19 protein-coding genes are annotated in these 23,378 nt (G+C 63.4%); 8 read left to right on the forward strand and 11 right to left on the reverse strand.

Translation table 11 applies throughout. The features are described 5' to 3' along the window. Nucleotides 1-69 precede the first annotated feature (69 nt). Nucleotides 70-1,005 (reverse strand): SgcJ/EcaC family oxidoreductase, encoded by a 936-nt coding sequence (locus BV071_RS00720; protein ID WP_035600812.1) that lies wholly within the window; start codon nucleotides 1,003-1,005, stop codon nucleotides 70-72. A 200-nt stretch (nucleotides 1,006-1,205) separates the two neighbouring features. After that, nucleotides 1,206-3,389: an ATP-binding protein gene (locus BV071_RS32265; RefSeq protein ID WP_052572712.1), complete on the reverse strand. Its 2,184-nt coding sequence runs from the start codon at nucleotides 3,387-3,389 to the stop codon at nucleotides 1,206-1,208. Nucleotides 3,390-3,571: 182 nt separating this feature from the next. Between BV071_RS32265 and BV071_RS00730 the strand changes: the two genes are divergently transcribed. The 5 genes from BV071_RS00730 to BV071_RS00750 all read left to right on the forward strand — a co-directional run bounded on the left by BV071_RS00730 (nucleotide 3,572) and on the right by BV071_RS00750 (nucleotide 9,106). After that, the gene (locus tag BV071_RS00730) at nucleotides 3,572-4,096 is read left to right on the forward strand and encodes a DUF3302 domain-containing protein (protein ID WP_081885693.1); all 525 of its coding nucleotides are present in this window, start codon (nucleotides 3,572-3,574) and stop codon (nucleotides 4,094-4,096) included. Between the two features lies 1 nt (nucleotide 4,097). Continuing rightward, nucleotides 4,098-5,282, forward strand: coding sequence for an HlyD family secretion protein (locus BV071_RS00735; RefSeq protein ID WP_035600816.1), 1,185 nt, complete (start codon nucleotides 4,098-4,100; stop codon nucleotides 5,280-5,282). Nucleotides 5,283-5,291: 9 nt separating this feature from the next. Beyond that, nucleotides 5,292-6,773: an efflux transporter outer membrane subunit gene (locus BV071_RS00740; RefSeq protein ID WP_052572713.1), complete on the forward strand. Its 1,482-nt coding sequence runs from the start codon at nucleotides 5,292-5,294 to the stop codon at nucleotides 6,771-6,773. Nucleotides 6,774-7,033: 260 nt separating this feature from the next. Then, complete coding sequence (cax, locus tag BV071_RS00745; RefSeq protein WP_035600819.1) at nucleotides 7,034-8,128, forward strand: calcium/proton exchanger; 1,095 nt, start codon at nucleotides 7,034-7,036, stop codon at nucleotides 8,126-8,128. A 66-nt stretch (nucleotides 8,129-8,194) separates the two neighbouring features. Further along, a complete protein-coding gene (locus tag BV071_RS00750) occupies nucleotides 8,195-9,106 on the forward strand; it encodes a YceI family protein (RefSeq protein ID WP_052572714.1) in 912 nt (303 codons plus the stop codon). Nucleotides 9,107-9,544: 438 nt separating this feature from the next. Here BV071_RS00750 and BV071_RS00755 read toward each other — a convergent pair whose 3' ends face one another. The 5 genes from BV071_RS00755 to BV071_RS00780 form a co-directional block, all read right to left on the reverse strand. Further along, on the reverse strand, nucleotides 9,545-10,603 hold the full coding sequence (locus tag BV071_RS00755) for a metallophosphoesterase (protein ID WP_052572715.1): 1,059 nt from the start codon (nucleotides 10,601-10,603) through the stop codon (nucleotides 9,545-9,547). Nucleotides 10,604-10,669: 66 nt separating this feature from the next. Continuing rightward, complete coding sequence (locus BV071_RS00760) at nucleotides 10,670-11,524, reverse strand: ROK family protein (RefSeq protein WP_035600822.1); 855 nt, start codon at nucleotides 11,522-11,524, stop codon at nucleotides 10,670-10,672. A gap of 10 nt (nucleotides 11,525-11,534) precedes the next feature. Then, a complete protein-coding gene (eda, locus tag BV071_RS00765; protein WP_035600825.1) occupies nucleotides 11,535-12,167 on the reverse strand; it encodes a bifunctional 4-hydroxy-2-oxoglutarate aldolase/2-dehydro-3-deoxy-phosphogluconate aldolase in 633 nt (210 codons plus the stop codon). Between the two features lie 966 nt (nucleotides 12,168-13,133). After that, nucleotides 13,134-14,339 (reverse strand): AAA family ATPase, encoded by a 1,206-nt coding sequence (locus BV071_RS00775; protein WP_035600830.1) that lies wholly within the window; start codon nucleotides 14,337-14,339, stop codon nucleotides 13,134-13,136. Beyond that, nucleotides 14,336-14,656 (reverse strand): helix-turn-helix domain-containing protein, encoded by a 321-nt coding sequence (locus BV071_RS00780; protein WP_035600833.1) that lies wholly within the window; start codon nucleotides 14,654-14,656, stop codon nucleotides 14,336-14,338. Before BV071_RS00780 ends, BV071_RS00775 begins: the two co-directional genes overlap by 4 nt. A gap of 443 nt (nucleotides 14,657-15,099) precedes the next feature. On the opposite strand from BV071_RS00780, the gene tnpA reads away from it, so the two are divergent. Then, nucleotides 15,100-15,552 carry an IS200/IS605 family transposase gene (gene tnpA / locus BV071_RS00785; protein ID WP_035600836.1) on the forward strand — a complete coding sequence of 151 codons (453 nt, stop codon included), beginning with the start codon at nucleotides 15,100-15,102 and terminating at the stop codon, nucleotides 15,550-15,552. Between the two features lie 320 nt (nucleotides 15,553-15,872). On the opposite strand, the gene BV071_RS00790 is transcribed toward tnpA, so the two are convergent. Next, nucleotides 15,873-18,014: an AMP-binding protein gene (locus tag BV071_RS00790; RefSeq protein WP_035600838.1), complete on the reverse strand. Its 2,142-nt coding sequence runs from the start codon at nucleotides 18,012-18,014 to the stop codon at nucleotides 15,873-15,875. 247 nt (nucleotides 18,015-18,261) lie between these two features. Between BV071_RS00790 and BV071_RS00795 the strand changes: the two genes are divergently transcribed. Beyond that, nucleotides 18,262-18,639 (forward strand): hypothetical protein, encoded by a 378-nt coding sequence (locus tag BV071_RS00795; protein ID WP_035600841.1) that lies wholly within the window; start codon nucleotides 18,262-18,264, stop codon nucleotides 18,637-18,639. 38 nt (nucleotides 18,640-18,677) lie between these two features. Here the strand turns inward: BV071_RS00795 and BV071_RS00800 are convergent, their stop codons facing one another. After that, nucleotides 18,678-19,337 (reverse strand): hypothetical protein, encoded by a 660-nt coding sequence (locus BV071_RS00800; RefSeq protein ID WP_035600843.1) that lies wholly within the window; start codon nucleotides 19,335-19,337, stop codon nucleotides 18,678-18,680. 183 nt (nucleotides 19,338-19,520) lie between these two features. Here BV071_RS00800 and BV071_RS00805 point away from each other — a divergent pair, with 183 nt between their 5' ends. Continuing rightward, on the forward strand, nucleotides 19,521-21,101 hold the full coding sequence (locus tag BV071_RS00805) for a carboxylesterase family protein (RefSeq protein ID WP_052572716.1): 1,581 nt from the start codon (nucleotides 19,521-19,523) through the stop codon (nucleotides 21,099-21,101). Nucleotides 21,102-21,139: 38 nt separating this feature from the next. On the opposite strand, the gene BV071_RS00810 is transcribed toward BV071_RS00805, so the two are convergent. Next, nucleotides 21,140-22,660, reverse strand: a complete 1,521-nt coding sequence (locus BV071_RS00810) for a FecR domain-containing protein (RefSeq protein ID WP_035600846.1) — start codon at nucleotides 22,658-22,660, stop codon at nucleotides 21,140-21,142. A gap of 41 nt (nucleotides 22,661-22,701) precedes the next feature. Continuing rightward, nucleotides 22,702-23,277 (reverse strand): sigma-70 family RNA polymerase sigma factor, encoded by a 576-nt coding sequence (locus tag BV071_RS00815; RefSeq protein WP_052572717.1) that lies wholly within the window; start codon nucleotides 23,275-23,277, stop codon nucleotides 22,702-22,704. Nucleotides 23,278-23,378 lie beyond the last annotated feature (101 nt).

The following is a 23,378-nucleotide window of genomic DNA, read 5'->3' on the forward strand; positions in this document are numbered from 1 at the left end:
CATGCCGATCAAGGCCACTACGATTGTATTGAAGAGACTCGCTTTCATGACTTGAATGCTGTTAGGGGCTTACTTTTTGTCGTCGTCGTCATCGTCGCTGGCCTCCGGGGCCTGACGCACCACCCGCATGTTCACGTCGGGCTGCAACTCGCCATCGATCAGGCGTCCCTTGGAGGTGAAGGTGAAGGTATCCTTGTCCTCGAATGAGAGGAGCTGGTTGGCGCTGGTTTCCTCGCCATCGGCGGTAGTTCCCTCGGTGCGGATCATCCAGCCCTCGTCGATAGGCGTCCATTCGCCTTTGGAGAAGCCGCCGCCATCATCGAAGGACCACCAGGTGATCTTCTTCTTAGAGGGGTCCCAGCCGATGCGGATGTCGGTGCTGACCTCCTTGGAATCGGAGGCGGTGGCCAGCATCTCGCCTTTAAGGTATTTGCCGGTGTCGTCCCAGCCGAAGGCAATGTCGAGGCGCATGCCGTTGGCTTCGGCGGTCCAATCGCCCTTGAGCTGCTTGGCCAGGATCGCGAGATGGCCGGCGGTGTCGCTAACGTCGCCGAGATCGCGGGTGCTGGCGATCTGCCAGACGCCCTTGTCATTCTTTTGCAAGACGGCGGTATAGGACATTGATTGCGGCGCGTCGTCCTCGTCGGGCGAGGTCAAATGCACGGTGCCGTCCTCAATGGCGAGATCCTTGCCAACGATCCGCACGGTATCAACCTCGACAGCCATTTTTGGGGCATCCGGTGCGGCGAAGATCGCTTCGTAGCGCGCCTGGATGTCCTCGCGGCCGGAGGTGACATCGTCCGCCTTGAGGTCGGCGATCTCACCATTCTCGGTGAAGAGCGCTGCCACGGCGGCGGCGTCCTTCTTGTTGTAGGCTGCGACAAAGTCGGAGGCGGCCTTGTGCAAACCAACGATTTCGGGGGACTCTTCCTGGGCCTGCAGATGCGGGCTGGAAGAGAAGAGCAGGGCCGAACTGAGGCCGGCGTACAGGAGCGTGGTTTTCATGGAACGAGGAACGAAGTTTTCCCCGGAACGGGCAGAGACATGATGCAGTCACCGCTCGGTTCTGGTGGTCCTCTCCGGCATAGCTGGAAAAACCAAAGTAGAGTATACTACTTTGGTGCAATGCCATCGCCACGACTTGCGATGAGAATAGTTAACTCTCGGGAAGCTTACCCGGGATAATGCGGGTCCCCGGGATCTACTCAGGCTTGCTCTTGCACGGTCGCGGGAATGTCCAAGTGGAATACCGCGCCCCCTTCCGCATGGGGCTCCGCCCGGAGGCGTCCGCCGTGGGCGGCCACGATTGAGCGGCAGATCGCCAGACCCATGCCCAAGCCCTGGGCTTTGGTGGTATAGAAGGGTTCGAACAGTCGTTCGATGTCTTCCGGTAGCCCGATCCCGGAATCCCGCACCGCCAGCCGGACGATGCCATCTTTCTCTGAGGTGGAGATCACCACGTGACGGCTGCCGCCGGGCTTCTCCATTGTCGCTTCGGCGGCGTTGAGCACGAGATTGAGGAGGATCTGCTGGAGCTGGACCCGGTCGCCCGACACCAGTGGCAGATCATCGGCGAGGTCAGTGCTCACTGTGACGCCGCGTCCTAACAAGTCGGTATGAGTCAGGTGCAGGACCTGGGTGACGATGTCATTGAAGGAGACCGGCAGCATCTGCGTCTCGCCACGCTTCAGCAGGGCGCGCAGGCGCTGGATCACTTCACCGGCGCGGCGGTCTTCATCCACGATGTCGGAGAGGATCTCCTTCACCTCGACGAGGTCGGGCGGGCTCTGGGCGAGCATCCGTTGGGCGGCTTGGGCATTGGCCAGGATGATCGCCAGGGGCTGGTTGAGCTCGTGCGCCAAGGAGCCGGAGAGTTCGCTCAAGGTAGTCACGCGGGTCACGTGGGCCAGCTCATCGCGATGCCGTCGGGCCTCCGCTTCCGCTTCCCGGCGCGCGGAGATATCGACGATCACGCTGAGGATCAGGATGCCTTCCGGGCTTTCGACCGGGGTGATGCTGATCTCCACGGGGAACTCGCTGCCATCCTTGCGCCGTGCGAAGCGCTCGCGCCCGCCGCTCATGCCGAGGGCCCTGGGAGCTTTTTGGAAGCCGGGCCGGGAATTGCCCGAGGCCCGGCGGTGGCGTTCCGGGACCAACAGGTCCGCGGATTGGCCGAGTAACTCGCCGGGAGCAAAGCCGAACATCTCATCGGCGCGCTGGTTCGTGAGGAGGATGGAGCCTTCCGCATTGGCGAGGACCACTCCATTGGGCGAGGAATCCACCGAAAGGCGGAAGCGCTCGTGCATCATCTGGCGCTCGGTAACGTCGATCGAGACGGTGCGCATCCGCAGGGGCTTGTGGTGGGGGTCATATTCGACCTTGCCGCGGGCCTCGATCCAGTGGCGCGCTTCCGCGGGAACCACCACCCGGTAGTTGGCGTGAAAGCTGCCATCGCCTTTGACGGCCGCATCCAGTTCGCGGCGAGTGGGTTCCCGGTCATCGGGGTGCAGGGTGGCGAGGAAGTCGTCGAGAGTCACGATTGCTTGGGCAGGCACTCCGTAGAGCTGGCGGCCGCGGGGATCCATCGAGATCGAGTTGTCGGCGATATTCCACTGCCAGAAGGCGATACGGGCGGTGTTTGCGGCGAGCTGCATGCTCTCCGCGTTTTCCCGCAAGGTGGCGGCCATGGCTGCGGAGCGCTTCAGGTCGCGGCTGCTCTCGTAGCCCATCGCGGCCAGCAGCAGGCAGAAGGGCAGGCTGATCAGATAGGGCATGGGCACCGTGCCGGTGTGGATCAGGACGCCTTGCAGCAAGGCCGTGGCGATGAAGATCACTACGCCGCCGCCCATGAGCAGGGCCCGGCGCTTTGAATCCGGGTCTCCTTTGCTCCATAAGCGCAGGGAGGCATCGAAGGCGAAGACCAGCAACAGCAAGGTGCTCGCCTCCGCAAGCCGGGTGCGCTGGCTGAAGACCGCATCCGCGACCTTTACCGATGATCCCAGGAAGTGGATCTCCCGCAGGCCGAGGATCTTCTCGTGGTTCAGATTCGGATAGAACCAGAAGTTCATGGCCAGGCAGACCATGCGGACCGACAGGGCCAGGGTGCCAAGCCAGCGCCGGCCGGTGCCAAAGGACCAATCGACGAAGCCGACGATGGCGACGAAGGCGGTGTAGATCGGTAAGTGAATCCAGCGGACCGTGCGCCCGAAGTATTCCGGAGTCGGGGCATACATCGCGGCCAATTCGCCGGCGGCGATCCCCGCGATCGAGAGCGCCAGCAGGGTGACCCAGGGGGCGGCCTTGTTGCTGCTGCGGGCCAGCCATTGGATTGCCGCGAGCATCAGGCAGGCACCGATCATCGTCTGCCAAAGAATCTGAACGGTGCTCATGCGGGCGACTGCGGAACCGGAAAAAGGCGGTGCCCCGGTCCTAGGGCTAAAAGGGAAGATTGTCGAGTTATCAAGGATACTTCGGCAAAGGCCGCCCGGGGCCATTAAACTAAAGTACAATGGCGGGTGATCGCGGTCTCTGGCAGTTTCGGGGCCGCTCTAGCAGAAGAAGCATCCATTCCATGATTCCTGCCATCTCAATCCCACGCCAGGCCCTGCGTGCGTGGACCCGGCTACCGGTGGCGGCCGCGGTTTTCATCCCGGCGAATGTTCACGCCTCGCTGCTCCATGGCGAGACGCTCGACAAGGTCGCCGATGTGCTCTCCTGGGTCGTCCTCGTCCTCGTGCCGGTCGTCGGCATCGTCGTCTTCTGGCTGGTGCACATCCTGCCGGAGAAAATCGCCGAGAAGAAGGGGCACCCGCAGGCGAAGGCGATCCAGTGCCTGTGCCTGCTCTCGCTGGCCTTCGGCGGCCTGCTGTGGCCGATCGCCTGGCTCTGGGCCTACACCAAGCCGGTGCTGCACAAGCTGGCCTACGGGACGGATGTGGATCACTCGCACGGTCATGGCGATGCCAAGACAGAGGTGAAGGCCGAGGGGGAGGCCAAGCCATCCAAGGGCAAGCAGCCGACGGATGAAGTCGAGAATCTGCGCGCTCGCGTCGCTGAACTCGAAGCCAAACTCAAACAGGGGGACGACCAAGCCTGACATGGATATCTTGCTTCTAGGAATCTACGCGTTCTTCGTCTGGCTGATCTTCATCAAGCTGAAGTGGCTGCCTTGGAACATCACCAGCCAGGTGATCGTGGTGACCATCCCGATCATCGCGCTGACCACCTTGATCCTGCTGCTGAATATTTTCGCGCCTTCCTCATCGGACGTGCGGGCGATGAACTACGTGATCCCAATCGTGCCGCGGGTGACCGGTCAGGTCACAGAGGTTCCGATCGAGCCGAACCGCCCGATCAAGAAGGGCGACGTGTTGTTCAAGATGGATCCGGAGCCCTTCGAGGCGGCGGTGAAGCTTGCCGAGTCCAACCTGGAGGAGGCGAAGGTCGCCCTAGTTACCGCGGAGGCAGGACAACGCGGGCTGGAATTTGAGCTCAAGAATGCCCAGGCCCAGAAGGCGGCGCTGGTAGCCCAGATGGAGCTCTCGCAGAAGCGGGTGAACCAGTTCACCACACTGGCGGGAGCCGGTGCCGGTCGCGGTGCGGACCTCGAATCCGCGCAGGCCCAGCTTGCGAGTTACCAGAGCCAGATCGTGGGCGCGGAAGCCGTCGAGTCCCAGGTGAAGCAGAAGCTCGGGGCGCTGACTGCCACGGGTGAACTCGACACGGTGGCCAAGGCCAAGACGAAGATCGCGCAGTCCGAGGCCGCCTTGCGGAGCGCGAAGTACGACTTGGAAGGCTGCGTGCACACCGCGCCGGCAGATGGGCGCGTGGCCAACCTCGCGCTGCGGCCGGGGGTGCGCGCGACTCAATTCGCGACCATGCCCGTGATGAGCTTCATCGAGGACAAGGACCAATGGCTGCTGGCCTTTTTCCGTCAGAACGAATTGCGCTACGTGGAGCCGGGGAATGAGGCTGAGATTTTCCTGGAGACCTATCCCGGCAAGATCATCAAGTGCAAGGTGGACTCGATCCTGTGGGCCACCGCCCAAGGCCAGATGCCGATCAACGGCAACCTGCCGAATACCTTGCCCGTGTCCATGCCCGAGCAACGCATCGCGGTGCGCTTGCTGGTGAACCCTGAGGACAAGGAATTGTTCCTGGCGGCCGGTGCGCGCGGTGCCGGTGCCATCTTCACCGAGCATGGCACCTTCACGCACATCCTGCGCAAGGTCTTCCTGCGTGTCTCGACCAAGACCGATTGGTTCGTGCTGAAACTCCACTAGGCCCAGCCCATGAAATGCACCCTGATCTCCGGCAGCTTGGCCTGCTTTGCGGTGGCGGCCTGCGCCTTGAAGACGCCGCCTACCAAGGAGGACATCCTCACCAGCATCCATGCGAAGGTTCCCGGAAGCTTCAGCGCCAGCCACGGCAGCGGGCCGATCGTGCCGAACTGGATCTCCAGCTTCAATGATCCGGAGCTGACCAACCTGGTGAACTATGCGGTGGCGCGGAATCCGGACCTTACCGCCGCGGCCGCCAAGGTGGAAGCCTCGCGCCATGCGGTGACGGTTGCCAGCGGGGCGCTCTATCCGCGCGCGGGGATCAAGGTCATGGGCCAGCACGAGGGTCGCGAGATCCTGAACGATGGGCCCCAGATCACTCCCCCGGACCTCGGGAGCTCCGGGGAGGACAACAGTGGCGGTGCGCCCTCGACCGACCGGGGCAGTGACAATACCTCGATCCGCTGGGTCGGTGGGCTGGGCTTCGGCGCCTCCTGGGAAGCCGATGTCTGGGGCCGCGTCGGCTCGAAAAGTGCGGCGGCGCAGGCCGATGCCGATGCTGCGGAGGCGGACTACCTGTATGCGCGCCAGTCGCTCGCGGCGGCGGTGGCACGGGCCTATATCTCGGCGATCGAAGCTTCCCAGCAGGCGGCGAATGCCCGCGAGGCGATCGGCCTCTACAATGACTACCTCAATCTAACCGGCATCCGCAAGGAGCAGGGCCACGCCAGTGACTTCGAGATAAGCCAGATCAAGTCCCGCACTGCCGGGGCGCAGGACACCCTTCATGCCGCGGAGGCCGCGCGTGCAAAGGCGATCCGCGGCATTGAGGTGATCACCGCCCAGTATCCGTCGGGCCGCTTGAGCACGCGCGACGATTTCCCACGGACACCGAAGACCGTGCCCGCCGGGCTGCCTTCGCAGATCTTGGAGCGTCGCCCGGACCTGATCGCCGCGGAGCGCCGCTTTGCGGCGTCCTTCCACCGCGTGGAAGAAGCCCGCACCGCCCGCCTGCCACGGTTCGCACTGAGTGCCGCGAATGGCCTCGGCAGCGCCCACCTCAACGGCGTGGGCACCCTTAGCTCCGTGACATGGACCTTGGCCGGTGGAATCACGCAGCCAATTTTCTTCGGCGGCGAGCTGAAGGCGATGCAGGATCTGCGCACGGCCGAGCAGAAGGCCGCGGCCGCCCTCTACACCAGCGCGGCGCTGCATGCCTTCGAGGACGTGGAGGACGCGCTGGCCAACGAATACTACCTGCGCATGCGCGAGGAAGCGCTCGGCGAGATGGTCAAGCAGAGCAGCGACTCGGTAAAGTATGCCCGGATGCAATTCGACCAAGGGCAGATGGACATGTTCCAGATCCTGCGCCTCGTCGGTGAGAATCTGGCCGCCAAGGTCGAGCTCACGCAAGTGCAGGCCTCGCGCTTGCGGGAGCGGGTTAACCTGCACCTCGCACTGGGCGGCGACTTCAAGGGAACTTCCTACAAGTAAACAAAACCAGAAGCACTTCGAGACCTGCCTATCGCCCACAAGCCGGCCTGATCCAGCTCACCAAGCCAAGGGAACTGTTGGCGTTTTTCCCTTGGTGCCATCATCAGGGCCGGTCCGACCGACTTGTGGGTCATGGGCAGGATGCTGGAGTGAGCGATGTGCTCCAAATTGCCGCTTGTCCGGAGCGGCATCCGAGGCTCACGCCCGGGTCGGTTCTCAAGGGCAAACCTTGCAGATGAACCTCCAACAGAGCTTCTCCCATGAGCCCCTTGCTAAAAGAAATCCGCCACAATCCGCTGTTGTGGCTGCTGGTGTTTGTGCCTCTGGTGTTCGCCTTTCATCACCTCAGGTCGGAATCGCATACGCTGCTGTTTTTGCTGTCGGTGCTCGCGATCGTGCCGCTGGCGGCGCTGCTGAGTCACGCCACGGAATCGGTGGCGGCGAAGACCGGAGACGCCGTCGGCGGCCTGCTCAATGCCACGCTGGGGAACCTGACGGAGCTGGTGATCGCTCTCGCCGCCCTGCGCGCCGGACAATACATGCTGGTGAAGGCGTCCATCGCTGGCGCGATCGTCACGAATACCTTGTTCATGCTGGGCGCTTCCTTCCTCCTCGGCGGCCTCAAGCACCATGTGCAGGAATTCAACCGGGTTAGCGCGCGTCTTCAAGCAGCCCTGCTTTTCCTGGCCACGGTGGCGCTGTTGATTCCTTCGGCCATTTCCAAAGTTGACTCCGCGCCGGGGGCGCTCTTCACCCACAAGTTGAGCGTCGGGCTGTCGCTGCTGTTGATCGCGACCTACGGGCTGAGCATGTTGTTTTCGCTCAAGACGCACCGCGGATTGTTTGCCAGCGCGGAATCCGGGGAGGCTGGTGAAGAGCCATGGCCCCTGGGTCTGGCCTTGGCCACACTGGCCGGGGTCACCGTGCTGGTCGCGCTGGTGAGCGAGGTGTTCGTGGAGTCAGTGCAGAAGGCAGCAGAGTCCTTCGGGATGAGCCAGGCCTTCGTGGGCTTCATCGTGGTGGCACTGGTCGGCGGTGCTGCGGAAATGGCCTCGGCGTTTTCCGGGGCGCGCAAGAACCGCTTGGACCTGAGCGTGGGCATCGCGCTGGGCAGCGCATCGCAGATCGCGCTCTTCGTGGCACCCGTGCTGGTGCTGTTGAGCTACGGCCTGGGCCCGACGCCGATGGATCTGCAATTCTGGCCGGGTGCGGTGGTGATGATGCTCATCGCCACGATGACCGCCTCCCTGGTCACCAACAGTGGCCGATCGACGTGGTTCGTCGGCGTGCTGGTGCTAATGGTCTATGGGGTTTTCGCCATGACCTTGTATTTGCTGCCGCCGTCAGCCGGCTGAAGCGTTGCCTCCCTGCTGATGCAATTTGCCGGTTGTCCAGTGCGGCTTCCGGGCTATCAGTCCGGCATGTCTGGAAATCCCTCGGTTCTTTCCCTCACCGAACTGAAACAGCGACTGGAGGGCGCGGAGCCGCCCTTGCTGGTCGATGTCCGTCTGCAGGAGGACTGTGACTGCAAGCGTCTCCCCGGTGCTTGGAACAACTGCGTCTATGAGGTCGCCTTTCTGGAGCGGATGCAGGAGAAGCTGCCGGCCACCGCCCAAGCGGTCTGCGTCTATGGGAGCGGGCCGGATAGCCAGGAGAGCCGGGTGGCGGCGGAGAAGCTCTGCCGTGCGGGCTACACGCAGGTGTTAGAGTTCCGCGAAGGCGTGGAGGGCTGGAAGGCCGCTGGCCTCGCGGTGGAGGAGGGGACTCCGGCGGCTGCGGCCGCTAAACCCCGCGATGGCACCTATGCCCTGGATCTCGCGGAGAGCCGGGTGCAGTGGACCGGTCGCAACCTGCTGAACCATCACCACGGGACCCTGTGCTTGAAGTCCGGTGAGCTGAGCATCGCCGGTGGCAAGCTGACGGGTGGTAGTTTCGTTTTCGATATGCAGGGCATCGCCTGCGAGGACCTCGCTGGTGATCCCTTGCACGAGATGCTGATCGCGCACCTGCTGAGCGATGACTTCTTCGAGGTGGACAAGTATCCGGAAGCTTCCTTCAAGATCAGCGGTGCCTCCGAAGTGGCCGGTGCCACGCCGGGATCGGCGGACTTGAAGGTGAAGGGCGTGCTGACGCTGAAGGGGATCGATGGCGAGATCGAGTTCCTGGCCAGCAGTGGTATCACCGCCGAGGGCAAGCTCGCGGCGCAGGCGGCCTTTGCGATCGATCGCACGCGCTGGAATGTGATCTACGGATCCGGGAAGTTCTTCCGCAGCCTCGGCGGACACCTGGTGAATGATATGATCGAGCTGCAGTTGAGGATGGTGACGGCGTAGTGCCTTCTCGCGGCGTAGCCGCCTTGGAGTGCGCGCAATCGCGGTCTGCATCTTTTCCTCAAGTTCGTATGAGATCGGACCGATCCATGGAACGAAGGCGGCGATTCAAGAGTCCCAAAGGGACGGCACGGAGATAGCCCAAGGTAAGCAAGCGAAGCGCAGCGCAACCTTGGGTTCGAGGTCCAGGAAGAAGGCCCCCTGAATTGGGGGAAAGGAGGTCGCGGGTGAGAAAACCGTCTGGAGTCACCACACTCCTGGCCCCCAGTTCAGGGGGCATGAATGGCTTTCGACATGACCCAGGGCTGCGCTGTCGCTTGCCCTGGGCTATCTCCGTGCCGCCCCCTTGGGGCTTTTGAGCCGGGCAAGATTCAGCCACTTGCGGGTAATGTGCAGGGCAAGCGCCGCACTGCGAGTGTGCCAAGTGGCCCTTGAGCTTTGTTACACCACCACCTCAAACTGCTGCTCAGGCCCATCCATCCACTTGTCGAGCCAGGGCGAGTAGGTCTTCACGCGCACGGTCTTCTTGTCCGCCAGGAACTGCATCAGGCGGAAGTAGCCGCCACCGTGGAAGGGGCGGTCGGGCTTCACGCCGTATTGATAGTTCGAGAGGATCTGGTGGACGTTCTGTCCACCCTTGCCCGGGCTCACGGTGCGGGCGGCACCGTCGTTCAGGACGTGGCCATTCAGCGTGAAGCGGATGTTTGCATGCTGTGAGACGAGCTTCTGCCAGAGGTCCTCGCCATCGTTGACCTCCTCGTTCTTGGCGAGGGGATAGGTCTTCGGGTTCCAAGTCTGCTTGCTGCCGAACTTCGCGAGATCGTAGCGCGTGTCGTCGGAGAACATGTAGGCATGCGTGGTCATGATCACCGTGTGGTGAGGATGCGCCGAGGCCTGCTCATTTGCCCAGGCGACCACCGCATTGCGCGGCGCGAACTCGAGCGCGAGGATCAGGAAGTCGCCATGCGGAGTGTTGAAGCCGTGGGCGGAGTTCTCCAGGTGGCCGGGCTCGAAGTAGACCACGCTCTGGCTGTTAGAGTAGTCCGCGGGCTTGAAGAAATCATTCATCAGCGTGCTGCGGTCGGCGGTGCCACCATTGGCACCGAGGTCATGATTGCCGGGCAGCAGGGAGTAGGGGATGCCGGCCTTCTTGATCACATCCATCGCCGCCTTCGCATTCGTCCACTGGTAGGGCAGGTTGTTGTCGGTAATGTCGCCGAGATGGGCGACGAAGCGGATGTCGTGGCTCTCCTTGTGCGCCGCGACCCACTCCGCCTGGCGGATGAAGACCTCCGGGTGCAGGCGGGTGAGGCTCTGGCTATCCGGGAAGACGGCGAGGGTCCAGCTGCCCTTCGGCGCATCGAAGGGGATCTCCGGGATCTTCTCCGCATGCGGCTCGACCGCTGGTGCCTCGGCCGGGGCTTGGGCAAGCAGCGAGGGCGGAATGACGCCAGCGAGCGTGCCGGCGGCGAGCGATTTCAGGGAAGTGCGGCGGTCCATGGGTTTGCGAAAGGGCGCGTGAATCCCTTTCTACGCCCGATGCGGCGGCCGCGTTTCAAGTCCGCCTTAGATCCCGGTCAGCAGCAGCGCACCGACAATCCCGGCCTGCTGCTCCAGGAGCGGCGGGACCACGTAGGGGCTGGCTGAGAGCGGCACGAAATATCCCGCGGCGATCTCCTTCAGGATCCGCTCGGTCTTCTCATGGAAGCCCTCTGCCTGCGAGACGCCGCCGCCGATGATCACCCGCGCGGAGGAAACCACGCCTAGCAGCGAGAGCACCCCGTGCGCGAGATACCAAGCCTCCGTATCCCAAGCGGCATGATCGCGGGGCAGCTCCGCGGCAGGCTGGCCCCAGCGCGCCGCGATCGAGGGACCGCTGGCCAGGCCTTCGAGGCAATCCTTGTGGAAAGAGCAGATGCCGGGATACTCATCGCCGGGGCAGCGGGGCACCTTGATGTGGCCGAACTCCGGGTGCAAAGCACCGTGGATCAGGTGCCCGCCGGAGAGAATGCCCGCGCCGATGCCAGTGCCGATGGTGATGTAGGCGAGATCGTCCACGCCTTGGCCTGCGCCCAGCCGCGCCTCCGCCAGCACTGCCGCATTCACATCGGTATCGAGCGTGACCTTGGCCGCGGGGAAGACCTCCGCGATAGCGCCGGTGATCGAAAAATCCTTCCAGCCCGGCTTGGGCGTGGCGATGACCTTGCCATACTCCGGGCGCCCCGGGACGATGCCGATCGGCCCGAAGGCCGCCACCCCGATCGCCTCCGGCGTGCCGCGCTCCGCGAACCACTGCAGCGCCCGCCCGAAGGTCTCCGCCGGGGTGGTGGTCGGGAAGCGCCACTCCTCCTGCACGAGGCCCGTAGCCGTGCCAATGGCGACGACCGTCTTGCCGCCGCCCAGTTCGATTCCCGCGATCATGGAGGCGACTCTAACGAGCCGCCGCGGCCGCTGCCAGCGCCTCGCGAGTCAGGCGGGTAATTTCCTCCCACTTGCCCTCATTCACGAGCTGCTTGTCCACCATCCAGGAGCCACCGATCGCGGCGACCACCGGCAGCTTCAGGTATTCCGCCAGATTCGCGCTGGTCACCCCGCCAGTCGGGATGAATTTCACGCCGGTGTGGCCGTAGGGACCGGCCAGCGACTTGAGCATCGCGGTGCCACCGGCGGCCTCCGCGGGGAAGAACTTCAGCAGCTTGCAACCCAGCGCCAGCGCCTGCTCGACCTCGCTGGGCGTCATCACGCCGGGAGAGAATTGCAGGCCCACCTCGGCGGCCTTGGCCACCGTCCGCGGGTTCAGGCCCGGTGCCAGGCCGAAGACCGCGCCAGCATCCTTCGCCCGCGCGACCTGATCATTCTCCAGCAGCGTGCCAGCACCCACCAGGATCTCCGGGAAGCGCTTGGCAATCCGCCGGATCGATTCCTCCGCCGCCTCCGTGCGGAAGGTGATCTCCATGATGTCCAGCCCACCGGCCAGCAGCGCCTCCGCCAAGGGCTCGGCGGAATCGGCGTGGTCGAGGACGATGACGGGAACAATGCGCTTGGCGAGGACTCGGTCGAGCATGGACGGGAGAAGAGTTTGCTAGTGGTCAGTGTGCAGTTTTCAGCAAGACGCAGGAAGTCCCCGAAGGGGTGAGCGGGGAGACTCTGTGGCAGTGCTATTCCGCGCGGCAAGGCGCATCCGTGGCTGCGGCAGGAAGGCGAATGAGGAATGCAGGATTCGGGATGCCGGAATGGAGTGGGGAGTTCCTGCGCCAACCGCGAACTTGCTGTTGGTGCAGGAGGACGCACTTGACCCGATTTTCCATTCCATTCCAAAACCCTAGGGAGTTGGAATGGAATGGAAAATGGGAGCGGGGACCACACTCATTCGTCCGATCCGTCCGATAGTCCTAGGGGAATCGGACGGATCGGACAGAAGAAGGCGTGGCTCCTGATAAAATTACGCTGCTCGCTTTGTGGCAGAAGCCTGCTCAGCTTGCTGCGGTGAAGCTCGCCCTCCACCGCTCCCTCACCTTCTGGTCTGGCATCCTCGTGATGGCGTTCATTTGTTGGGCTTGGTGGGATTCGAGGATCGTTTGGACAACGATACAAGGCGGTGCCATTCACTGTGATACGATGGAGGCGGCAGTGGCTGTCCGATATGATCACTACAATCGAACCAAGTTTAGATTCAGCAGGTTCGATCACCGGAATTGGGTTTACACCGGAAAGGGGAGCCCGTCCCGCATGAGGCCCCTCTTTGTTCGGGGTGGTGGGAAACCGCGAGAGGAAATGCCCCTGCCATTGGAACCGGACGAACGGTCGCCCTACGAGGAAATCCGAGACACTTGGGCCTACGATGATCCACGAGATTGGTATCTCATGCTGCCATATTGGGTTGCTCTACTTGCCGCGATGGTTCCTTGGCTCGGGCTGCTCTTCTGGCGGGCGAGGCGGAGGAGGAAGGCATACTGAGGAGCCCCGGTCTGTCCGATCCGTCCGATTCCCCTAGGGTTGTCGGACGGATCGGACAGGGTTGAACGGCGTCTCAAGCTTCGGGATCTTCCTTCCACCAGAACTTGCCCATCGCATCTTCCACGATGTTCTCGGGAAGCTCGGCCAGCAGCTTATAGCCAGTGGAACGGACACAGACTCCTGCATTCACCAAACGAGCCACGGCGCTGCCCTTGGTCTCGCCGGACATGCCGCGAAGGGCTTGAGCCACGGCCTCGAAGGGAAGCCGCGAGCCGGTGCCTGCACTCTCCTCGGTAGGATTGAGGAACCCCTCCATATCAAACTCCGGACACGGATCGAAGAGCCCGTTCTTCCGATGCCAGGCGCTCGGCGCGCCTTCCAGCCCGTCGTTGTTCTTGCAGCAGGTCAGCACCACCGTGCCATCGCTCAGGTCCTTGCTCGCCGGTTCCAGCGCGAAGACGCACCTGGCCGCGGCACCGATCTGATAACTCCCCGCCAGCTCATGCAGCAGGTCGCGGCCGTGCTTGCGGTTCGACTCATTGCCCTTCTTGCGCATGTGGTGGATCACCAGCAGCGCGGGCTTCTGCGCCGGATCCTCTGGCAAGCAGGCGAAGATCGAGTCGAGCGCTTGCCGGTAGTCCTGCTGCTTGTCGCCATCCGCGGCGCGGTTCCAGGGATCGATGATCACCAGTCCCGGCTGCCACTCGGCGATGTAGCGCCGCAACTCGGCACGGAAGGATGGCTCGCTGAAGGCCAGCCCATAGGTCGGCGGCGGGGTGATCCGCAGCCAGTCATCCAGCACCTCATCATCATCGCCCGGCGTGGCCGCTCCCAGCTCGGCCTTGAGACGGAAGGGACCGTTCTCGCACTGGATGATCAGGGTGCGGAAGCGGCTGTGGATCGGGTGCCCCAGCCAATCCGCGCCACTCGCCCCGGCGATCGCCATGGCCATCGCGGCACGGCTCTTGCCCACGCCCGGCCAACCGCTGATCACGGTCAAATTGCCACGGGTCAGGTGGCAATCGCCCATCAGCACGAAGTCCGCCGGCGGGGTGAAGTTCATGAACTCCGAGGGCTTCCACGCTTGCAGCCATTGGCGCTTGGCACCGGTCTTGTCCTGGGACTGCGCGCTGGACTCCAGGGTCTCGAAGCTGATCGCCCGCGGACCGGCGTCATCGATGTGCTCGATGGCTTCCCGCCAGCGGGCTTCGGCGGCTTCGATCTCTTCGGGCGAGCATCGTTCGTCGCGGTAAGAAGGATGATCGAGGGGAGCAATCATGCTGCACCTCCTTTCTTCGCCGCTTGCTGCTGTTGCTGCTCCGCCAGCAAAGTCTCCAGATAGTCGTTCAGGCTGGCGAGGCGAATGATCCGCGTGCCCTGCTTCTCGCCCGGGCTCTCCAGCCGGACCGAATCGATCTTGCCCTGGCCGATCAGCGCGTAGAGCCGGGTCCGGCTGATGCCGAAGCCAGCGATGACCTCCTTCGGCCGGATCCACTCGCGGAGGATCGCCTGGGTGGGGGATTTGGATTCAGCTTTCGCGGCCTGCGTCCCGGCCGCGGGCTCTTGTGTCTCTTGCGTGTCATGTCGTTTCAACATGACGTCATGGGATCATCCCGGCCGGGTGCCGCGTAACGGGCGCAACTCGGGGTGGGGGAGTTTTTTGGGGCGGGGGCCTGCCCTGCTTCAAGAGCCTCGAAGAGGCGGCACGGAGAAAGCCCAGGGTAAGCACGCACCGCGTGCGCAACCCTGGGAACCGGCCCGAAGAACGAATAGGTCCCCTGAAGGGGGACACGGAGGTCGCGGGTGGGATCACGCAAAGAATCACTGCACTCCGTGCGCCCCTTCAGGGCGCGTCATGCGTTAACCGCTAGACCCAGGGCTGCGCGCGCTTCGCTTGCTTGCCCTGGGCTTTCTCCGTGCTGCCCCCTTGGGGCTTTGGAAGCGCTGCCGCGTTCTTCTGGAACTTTCTCTGCTGTTCGGACCTTTGGGCTCTGGAAGCCACGCTTGATTCGGCCACGGCAAATTGTGAGCTTCTAACAATGCCGCAATCCCTCGCTTCCTTGCTGGTGCATCTCGTCTTTTCGACCGAGGACCGCGAGCCTTGTCTTGCCGATGAGTTCCGCGACGATCTCCACGGTTACATCGGTGGAATTGTCACGCGCTTGGGTGGGCATCTTCTCGCTGCCGGCTCAGTGGCTGATCACATTCACCTTCTGATCTCCCATCCTCGCACGATCTCGCCCGCCGAGCTCGTGAAAGAGATCAAGATCGGCTCATCCAAGTGGATCAAGGATCGCGACAAGCGGCAGGCGGCGTTTCATTGGCAGGGTGGGTATGGAATGTTCTCCATCAGCCCCGGACATCGTGAAGATCTGGAGAAATACATCGCCAACCAAGCGGAGCATCACCGGAAGACCACGTTTCAAGATGAGTTCCGGAAGCTGCTCACCAAGTATGGGGTGGAGTGGGACGAGCGGTATGTGTGGGATTGAAGGGGTCCCAACCCCCGATGGGGCGGCACGGAGAAAGGCCAAGGTGTGAAGACAGGGAGTGACGCCTCCAGAGCCTCGAAGATGCGGCGCGGAGAAAGCCCAGGGTAAGCACGCACCGCGTACGCAACCCTGGGAACCGGCCCGAGCGAACATGTCCCCTGAAGGGGGACACGGAGGTCGCGGATGGGAACACACAAGGAATCACTATGCTCCGTGCGCCCCTTCAGGGCGCGTCATTCGCTAACGGCATGACCCAGGGCTGCGCTCGCTTCGCTTGCTTGCCCTGGGCTTTCTCAGTGCCGCCTCTTCGAGGCTCTTGATCACCTCATCGCCAACTCCTCGCACCCCTTCAGATCCAGCTTCCCAGACGCCAGCACCGGGATCTCCGTCACCGGCACGATGATCTTCGGGCACCACAGCGAAGGGAAGCCCGCGTCCATGAGCTTGTAGCGCAGGTCGATGCACTCTTGCTCCAGCGCCGGTCCGGCGATGGTCGACAGGAGAACGATCGCCTCACCCTTCTGCTCATCCGGGATGCCGACGATCGCGATCTTGCGCTCGGCTTCGGCGTCGAGGCCGAGAGCCTTGTTCACCGCAGCCTCGACGGTCTCGTGCGGCACCATCTCACCCGCGATCTTCGAAAAGCGCGAGATGCGGCCCTCGATGTAGAGGAAGCCATCGTCATCGATGCGGCCCACGTCGCCGGTGCGGAACCAGCCATCGGCGGTCAGCACTTCGGAGGACTGCTTCGGGTTGTTCAGGTAGCCCGGGAAGATGTTCGCGCCCTTCATCCAGATCACGCCCTGCTTGTCGCCGCGCACCGCCTTCTCCGTCGCCGGATCGGTCATGCGGAATGCGATGCCCGGCAGCATGTGCCCCACCGAGCCGCGGCGGTGCGATGGGATCACCACGGTATCGGCTGGGGCTGTTAGATCGGGCAGGTTGACGTTGGTCGCGGGCGAGGTCTCGGTCAGGCCATAGCCTTCTTGCGGCGGGATGCCGAAGCGTTCCTGGAAGGCCTCGGCGAGATTGTCCGGCAGCTTCTCCGCACCGGTCACCACCAGTTGCAGGGAGCGCAGTTGCTCCGGCTCCACGCGCTTCATGTAGCCGCGCAGGAAGGTCGGCGTGGCCAGCAGGATGTTTACCCCGCGCTGCGCGATCAGCTCCGCCAGACGCTTGGTCTCGATCGGATTCGGATAGGTCACCAGGTCGATGCCCTCGATGATCGGATACCACAGCGTGACCGTGCAGCCGAATGAGTGGAAGAGCGGCAAGCTCCCGAGGATCGCCGCACCGGGTGCCAGATTGAGGCGCGTGCCGAATTGGCAGACATTGCCCAGCACGTTGCGATGCGTGAGCGGCACGCCCTTCGGCTCACCGGAGGAGCCGGAGGTGAAGAGCAGCGCGCACTCGTCGCCATCGCGCTTCTTGCCGATGCGGAAGAGCGTCGCGATCGCGGCGGCTGGCATCAGCTTGCCCAGGATCGTCCAGGAGATGATCTTCTTCTTCAGCGAGGGCAGCACGCGCTCGATGAAGATCAGGTCCCGGTTAGGCGGCCAGGGGAAGGATGCGATCTTCCGCACGAAGGGGTCCGCCGTGATATAGCGGTCGAGCCCGGACTGGCGCATCGCCGAGCGGATCGCCTCATGGCCCGCGGTGAAGTTGAAGTTCACCGGCGTCTTGCCGGCGAAGAGCGCGGCGAGGTTTGCGATCAGGCCCGCCTTGCCCGGGGGCAGAATCACGCCGATGCGCTGGTTGTCGGTGGACTCGCGGATGTATTTGGAGAACACCAGCGCCGCGCCCAGGATCTTGTCGAAGCCGATGGTCGAGTCATCCGAGCCGTCGTGGACCTTGTTGCGGCTGTGCTTCTTGAGGCCGTGCAGCAGCGCCATCGCCAGCGAGCCTTTCAGCAGCGGCCGGCGGGAGAAGGATTCCTCCACCATGCCCAGGAGTTGTTCGCGGAAGAGCGCCGGGCAGGCTTCCTCGGCCGGGATCACCGTGCCGATCCCGATCATCGCGTGCGGCATCGAGCTGGGGCGCTCGATCGAGAGGCAGGCCTCGCGCGGGTAATCGATCAGCACCGGCAGCACCGGCAGGCCGAAGGAGCACAGGGTCCGCAGGGTCTTGCCCGGGATGTGGCAGGGGACGCCAGCGCGGGCTACAGCCTTGCCATGCACGAAAATCAGCACCCCGCCATTGGCCAGGAGGGGTTTCAGGTGCTCGCCGGCGACCGCGTGAGAGGGATCATCGTCCGAAAACAGCGCCCCCGAGCCCGAGCGCTCCAGGTGCGCCTGCACCCCCGGATCCAGCTTGGAATGCTCCTCGATGAACCAAGTGATCTTCCGCCCCGCGAAAAGTTTCTCCAGGTGCGGCAACTCGTTGAGTGTGATTCGACCGGGAATGACGAGACAACCGCTGGAAGGAATGCGTTCGGCGTGAAGGACTTGAACAGGACTGGACATCGTTACGCGGGAATACCCTGGAGAAGAATGACGGAGCTTGCTTGGGGGGTATTGAAGCGTATCGCCCCCGGCAGGCACGGATTTTTTTGAGAATGACGAATGCTAGATTTTCGATGATCGGCTGGCGCGGGAAGCGGAAGCTCGGCCAAGGTCCCGCCTCGGCACCAAGATTCATCGAGAATTCGGCATTTCCTCATCCCGGTTCCGCGTGGAAACGCCCTGCTATCGCCCCGCTACGGCGATTTTGATGAGAGCTTCCAAGCCTGAATACCCGGAGGAGTATCTGACAGAGAATCCCTATGAGTTCCGAGAATCTGAGCCTCCATGGTTCACGGTTTTCTCGTTCTTCTCCGTGCCTGGTTTGACTTGGGGCTCTGTGAAATTCGTGCAGGCGGAAGGACTACGGCCGTTTTTCTCCGGCCACTCGCTAAACTCGTTTGGTGCATTGGTCTTTGGAATAACCTTCGTGGCTGGCGCTGCTTCGCTGCTCGGGTTGATCTTGGCCGATATCGCGAGGAAGAGGCGCGAGCCTTGGAAGGGATTGAGAGCGGTCGCATGGATCCTCAATGGGATCACCGCGTTTTACGTCTTCGGCCATTTCACGCTCTGGCTCACCTTGGGTTGATGGGCCTAGCGACCGAGCTTTCCGTCCGGCCTCCAGCCTCACTCCTTCGGCAGCGTCTCCAGCAGCAGCTTCTTCAGCTTGTCCCAGCGCAGCGGCGTGCCCTCCAGGAAGCTCGACTGCGCCGCCACCACCGAGATGCTGCCGAATTTCTCCGGGAATTGCTCCCGCAAGACCGTCGAGAGCCCGTAGTTCGGGTCGGAGGCCACCGCGAATTTCAGTTCTGGTGCCGCGGCCCGCAAGGCGTCCGTCCACTTGCGTACGAAGGCGGTCTCCACGTCCCGCGAGGGATCCTGCACAAATTCGACCACCGGGGCATCCGCAGCCGGCGCCGTGCGCAGCGAGAGATGAATCACCGACCCGCCGTGCTTCATCTCCTCCACGATCCGCTGGCGCAGCAGGTTGATGTGGGCCTGATGGTGCCGCTCGTCGAGCTTGCGCCGGTGGTCCTCGGTCAGCTTGGCGCTGAAGCGGCTGAAGCGTGCCGGATCGTCCGGGCGGCGTGAGAAATCGACCAACAGGCGGGTGATATCACCGTGCGCCAGCAGGCTCCGCAGCTTGGTCGCGAAGGCTTGGGCCAGGTTCAGCGAACCCGGCGACCAACCCTCCTCGGAGGTCACCGTCTCCTCGTGGCCTCGGAAGATGTCCTTGTGCCACTCCGGGATCGCACAGGTCGCCGGTTCACAGGAAAGAACGAACATCGCCGCCCCAGTAGCAGCTCTGGGATGGTTTGTCGAATATTGGTTAATTTCGCTTAACCTTTTTCTCCCGGCTTCGGGAATGGTCGACCTCGGGGCTTCCATTCGTCGTGTCGAGCGATCTGCCGCTGCAAATTCGCAGAACCGGCGTAACCTCGGCAGCCTCGATTCCCGTACCCTCTGCCGATGCCTGTCCGTCCGAATCGCTTTTCCCTGCTCTCCATTCTGCTTGGCCTCGGCCTCAGCTCTGCCTGCTTGGCGCAGGGCCCGCAGGTGAGAGTCACTGGCGGCACCATTGAGGGCATCGCGGCGAAGGATGGTATCCAAGCCTTCAAGGGCATCCCCTTTGCCGCGCCGCCGGTCGGGCCCCTGCGCTGGAAGTTCCCCCAGCCGGTCCAACCTTGGGAAGGCATCCGCCCGGCCAAAGACTACGGCCATTCCGCCGAGCAAAGCCGCGTCGCGGCCCTCGCGATGGGCGTGACCGGCGGACTCGATGAGGATTGCCTCTACCTCAATGTCTGGTCTTCCACGGGGGCCAAGGACCTGCCGGTGATGGTCTGGATCCACGGCGGTGCCTTCACCAGTGGCTCCGGTTCGCAGGCACTCTACGATGGCGCCCACTTGGCGGGGAAAGGCGTGGTCGTGGTCACCATCAACTACCGCCTCGGCCCCCTCGGCTTCATGGCGCACCCGGAGCTCACGCAGGAGGGCGGGGGATCTTCTGGCAACTACGGCATCCGCGACCAGATCGCGGCGCTCGAATGGGTGCGCGACAACATCACGAACTTCGGCGGCACCCCCGCGAATGTAACCATCTTCGGTGAATCCGCCGGAGCCTACTCGGTGAATATCCTCGCCGCCTCGCCCAGGGCCAAGGGCCTCTTCCATCGCGCGATCGCCGAGAGCGGTGGCAGCTTCGCACCGCCCAAGAACGATGCCGCGGCCTTCGGCCCGCTCCACCTGCCGCTCAAGCGTGCCGAGACCGAGGGCGAAAAGCTCTTGGGTCGGCTCAAGGTCAGCAGCATCGCCAAGGCCCGCGAACTCCCGGCGAAGGCGATCATCGATGCCGCGACATCCGACACCACCGGTTCCGCGGTCTTCGATGGCACGATCCTGCCCAAGGACATCTTCGAGCTCTATGCGCACAAGCAGTTCAACGACACGCCGCTGTTAGTCGGCAGCAACTCGGATGAAGCTGCCATGTTTGTCTGGGGCAAGCTCACACCGGACAAGGTCAAGCAACAGGCTGCTGCCGGCCTCGGCGACTATGCTGGCAAGATCCTCGCACTCTATCCGCATACCAGCGTGGATGAGGCCACTTGGGCGGGTAAAGCGATCCTCACCGATCTAGCCTTCACCTGGCATGCCTGGACTTGGGCCGGCATGCAGGGCTCCCATGGCAAGAATCCCGCTTTCCTCTACTACTTCGACCACCGCCCGCCTGGGAATACCAGCGGTGCCAGCCATGCCGCGGAGATCGGCTACGTCTTTGGCAACCTCTCGCCCCTCGGCCTCTTCAGCCGCGGCTCGAGCGCGGAGGACAAGCGGCTCTCCGAGCTGATGATGAACTACTGGGTGAACTTCGCGAAGACCGGCGATCCCAACGGCGCAGACCTGCCCAAGTGGCCCGCCTTCACCAGGCAATCTCCAGAGGGCATGATCTTCGATGCCAAGCCCGGCGCTCGCGCCATGCCTTATGCCTACCGCATGCCCACCTTCGATGCCTACTTCAAATGGCGGCGCGACGGCTCCAAGCCCGGGAAGTGAGAGCTCTTTGCATCACCCGCCCTCAAGCCTTGCGTCTCTCAAGGCACCACCGCATCCCAGGTCAGCCCGATGCGGATCTCGTCGAAGGTCGAGGGAAAGACTCCGGCACCGCTTCCTGAGCGCAAAACGATCCGATCGAAGTCCGGCACGTCCTGATAGCGGAACTGCCGGGTGGCGGAAGACTCCGGTTGGCCGGGCACGGGATCGAGGAATAGATCCGTGACCAAGCGCGTCCGGTCGATCCGCACCACGAAGAGATGCGGCTTGCCATCCAGCGGCAGGCCGAATGCGTCTTGGGTGAGCGATTGCTTCAGCCGCGAACCATAGGAGTTGGCGACGCTCAGCTTGCCGATGAAAAGCTCCTCGCGGTCGTCTTGATAGAGGATGAGACCCGCGAAGCAGTTGGCGGTGGCCTTGTCGGGATTCCGCATCAGGAAGCTCAAATAAGTTACGCCCTGCGGTGAGAGCTGCTTGGGATCCGGCCGCAGGGTGGCACCCACGTTGGTCTCACCAGTGGTGCTCAACGCACCGCCACTGCTCTTCAGGGATGCGCCACCCGCGGCAAAGCTCAGCCCTTCCGGCTCGAAGACCCCTGTGCCTTCCCACTTCCCCTGTGGTCCGGTGAAAGACGCGTTGCGGAAGGGGCCCGTGGGGTAACTCGCAAAGCTCTCCTCAATGCGTAACGCGGCCGGCTTGGAGGAGGCATCATTCGCCTTGGTGCCATAGAAGTCCTCGACCACATCCGGAGATCCATCACCGTCCTGGTCCGCCAGCACCGGATCCAGCGGCACAATCAAGCGCTGGGCCAGGAACTCGGTGCTCACCAGCTTGCCGCCCTTGAGAATCGCCGCGTTCTCGCCCTTCAAGCTGTGCGGGGAGCCGCTGGCTGCGGTGAAGGCCTCCACCAAGCCCTCCAGCACATGCACCTCTGTTCCTGATGGCGTGCCCGCCGCGGTGACGAAACGGGTGCCGAGGTCCACCACCTTGCCGTCCGTGGTATCGACCGTGAAGCCGTGCGCATAGGTCGGCGCATAGGTGCTGATCCGGCCCTTCCCGAGGCGGATCTTGTCCGGCCCATCGATCTGGAAGTCCGCCGGTCCGCGCACCTTCAGCCGCGCTCCGCCACGCATCGCGATGCCGATCTCCGAGCCGTCCGGCACCGTGAAGGAACCTTTCTCCAGCGGCTGCCCGATCCGCATCCCCGCATTCTCAGCAAGTTCATCCGCATCGGTGATCGTGGCCACATGCGTCGCCGCAGCTGGCTTCACCGTGAGACGCTGGCCTGCCAGATAAGAAGCCGCGGCCACCAGCGCGATCCCGGCGGCAATCGCCGCGATCCGCGGCCAGCGCCGGAAGGGCACCACCACCGGCGCCTCTGGCTTCGCGAAGGGATTCGGCAGGTCCTCCGCCTCTAGTCCCACTTCCGTGAGGAGGGCGTCCAGATAGGCATCGCGCTGGGCGGGGTCTTTCTCGATGGCCGCCTGGAATTCGCGCAGCTCGGCCTCCGTGAGGTCATACGACTTCAGGCGCTCGATCCATTTCTGCCAGTCCTGGTTCATGAATGGTGGTGCAAAAGGCTTACTTCAAAATGGGACGCAGGTTACCCCTCAAACGGCATTTCATCCACATTGGACTCCGCGCGGCGCTTCAAGATGCAGTTCTTCAGTTGGTTCCGGATCCGGAAAAGCTTCTGCTTGAGCGCTCCCTCGGTGGTCTTCCAGCGGGTGGCGATCTCCTCCAGCGGAACCCGGGCCTGGTAACGCAGCTGCAGGAGCTGGGCACCTTCGTCCGGCAAAAGCTTGCGGCACTCGGCCAAAGCCTCCAGCCAGGCATCGGTATCGTCGGCGCGGTCTTCGGCCCCTTCCGCGAGGTGCTCTAACAGACCGCTGTCCACCGGCACCTTGCGGCGCGCTTCGTAGCGCCGGAGATAGGTGAGGCATTCGAAGCGCGCGATCGCGAAGGCCCACGATTTGAAATCGGTGCCCGCGGCGAAGCGCTCGCGCTTGCGGATGATCAGGGCGTTGACGTCCTGTAGCACATCGCGCGCATCGTCCGGGTTGAACACCATCGCGCGGATGAAGAAGTAGATCCGGTGCTGGTGCGCGATCAACAGCGCCTCGAATTCCCGGGTGACCGCTTGGTCCGGTGGGGGAGTGACGGGACGCTGGCCGTTCATCGGGAGACGGCATCCATGCGGCAAATCCGCTGGAAGTTCAACAAGGACCTGCCGCGGATCGCAGGCGATGTCACGCTGCCGCGATTTTTTCAGATCGCCCC

The sequence above is a fragment of the Haloferula sp. BvORR071 genome, assembly GCF_000739615.1.
In the GTDB taxonomy this organism is placed as follows: Bacteria; Verrucomicrobiota; Verrucomicrobiia; order Verrucomicrobiales; family Akkermansiaceae; genus Haloferula.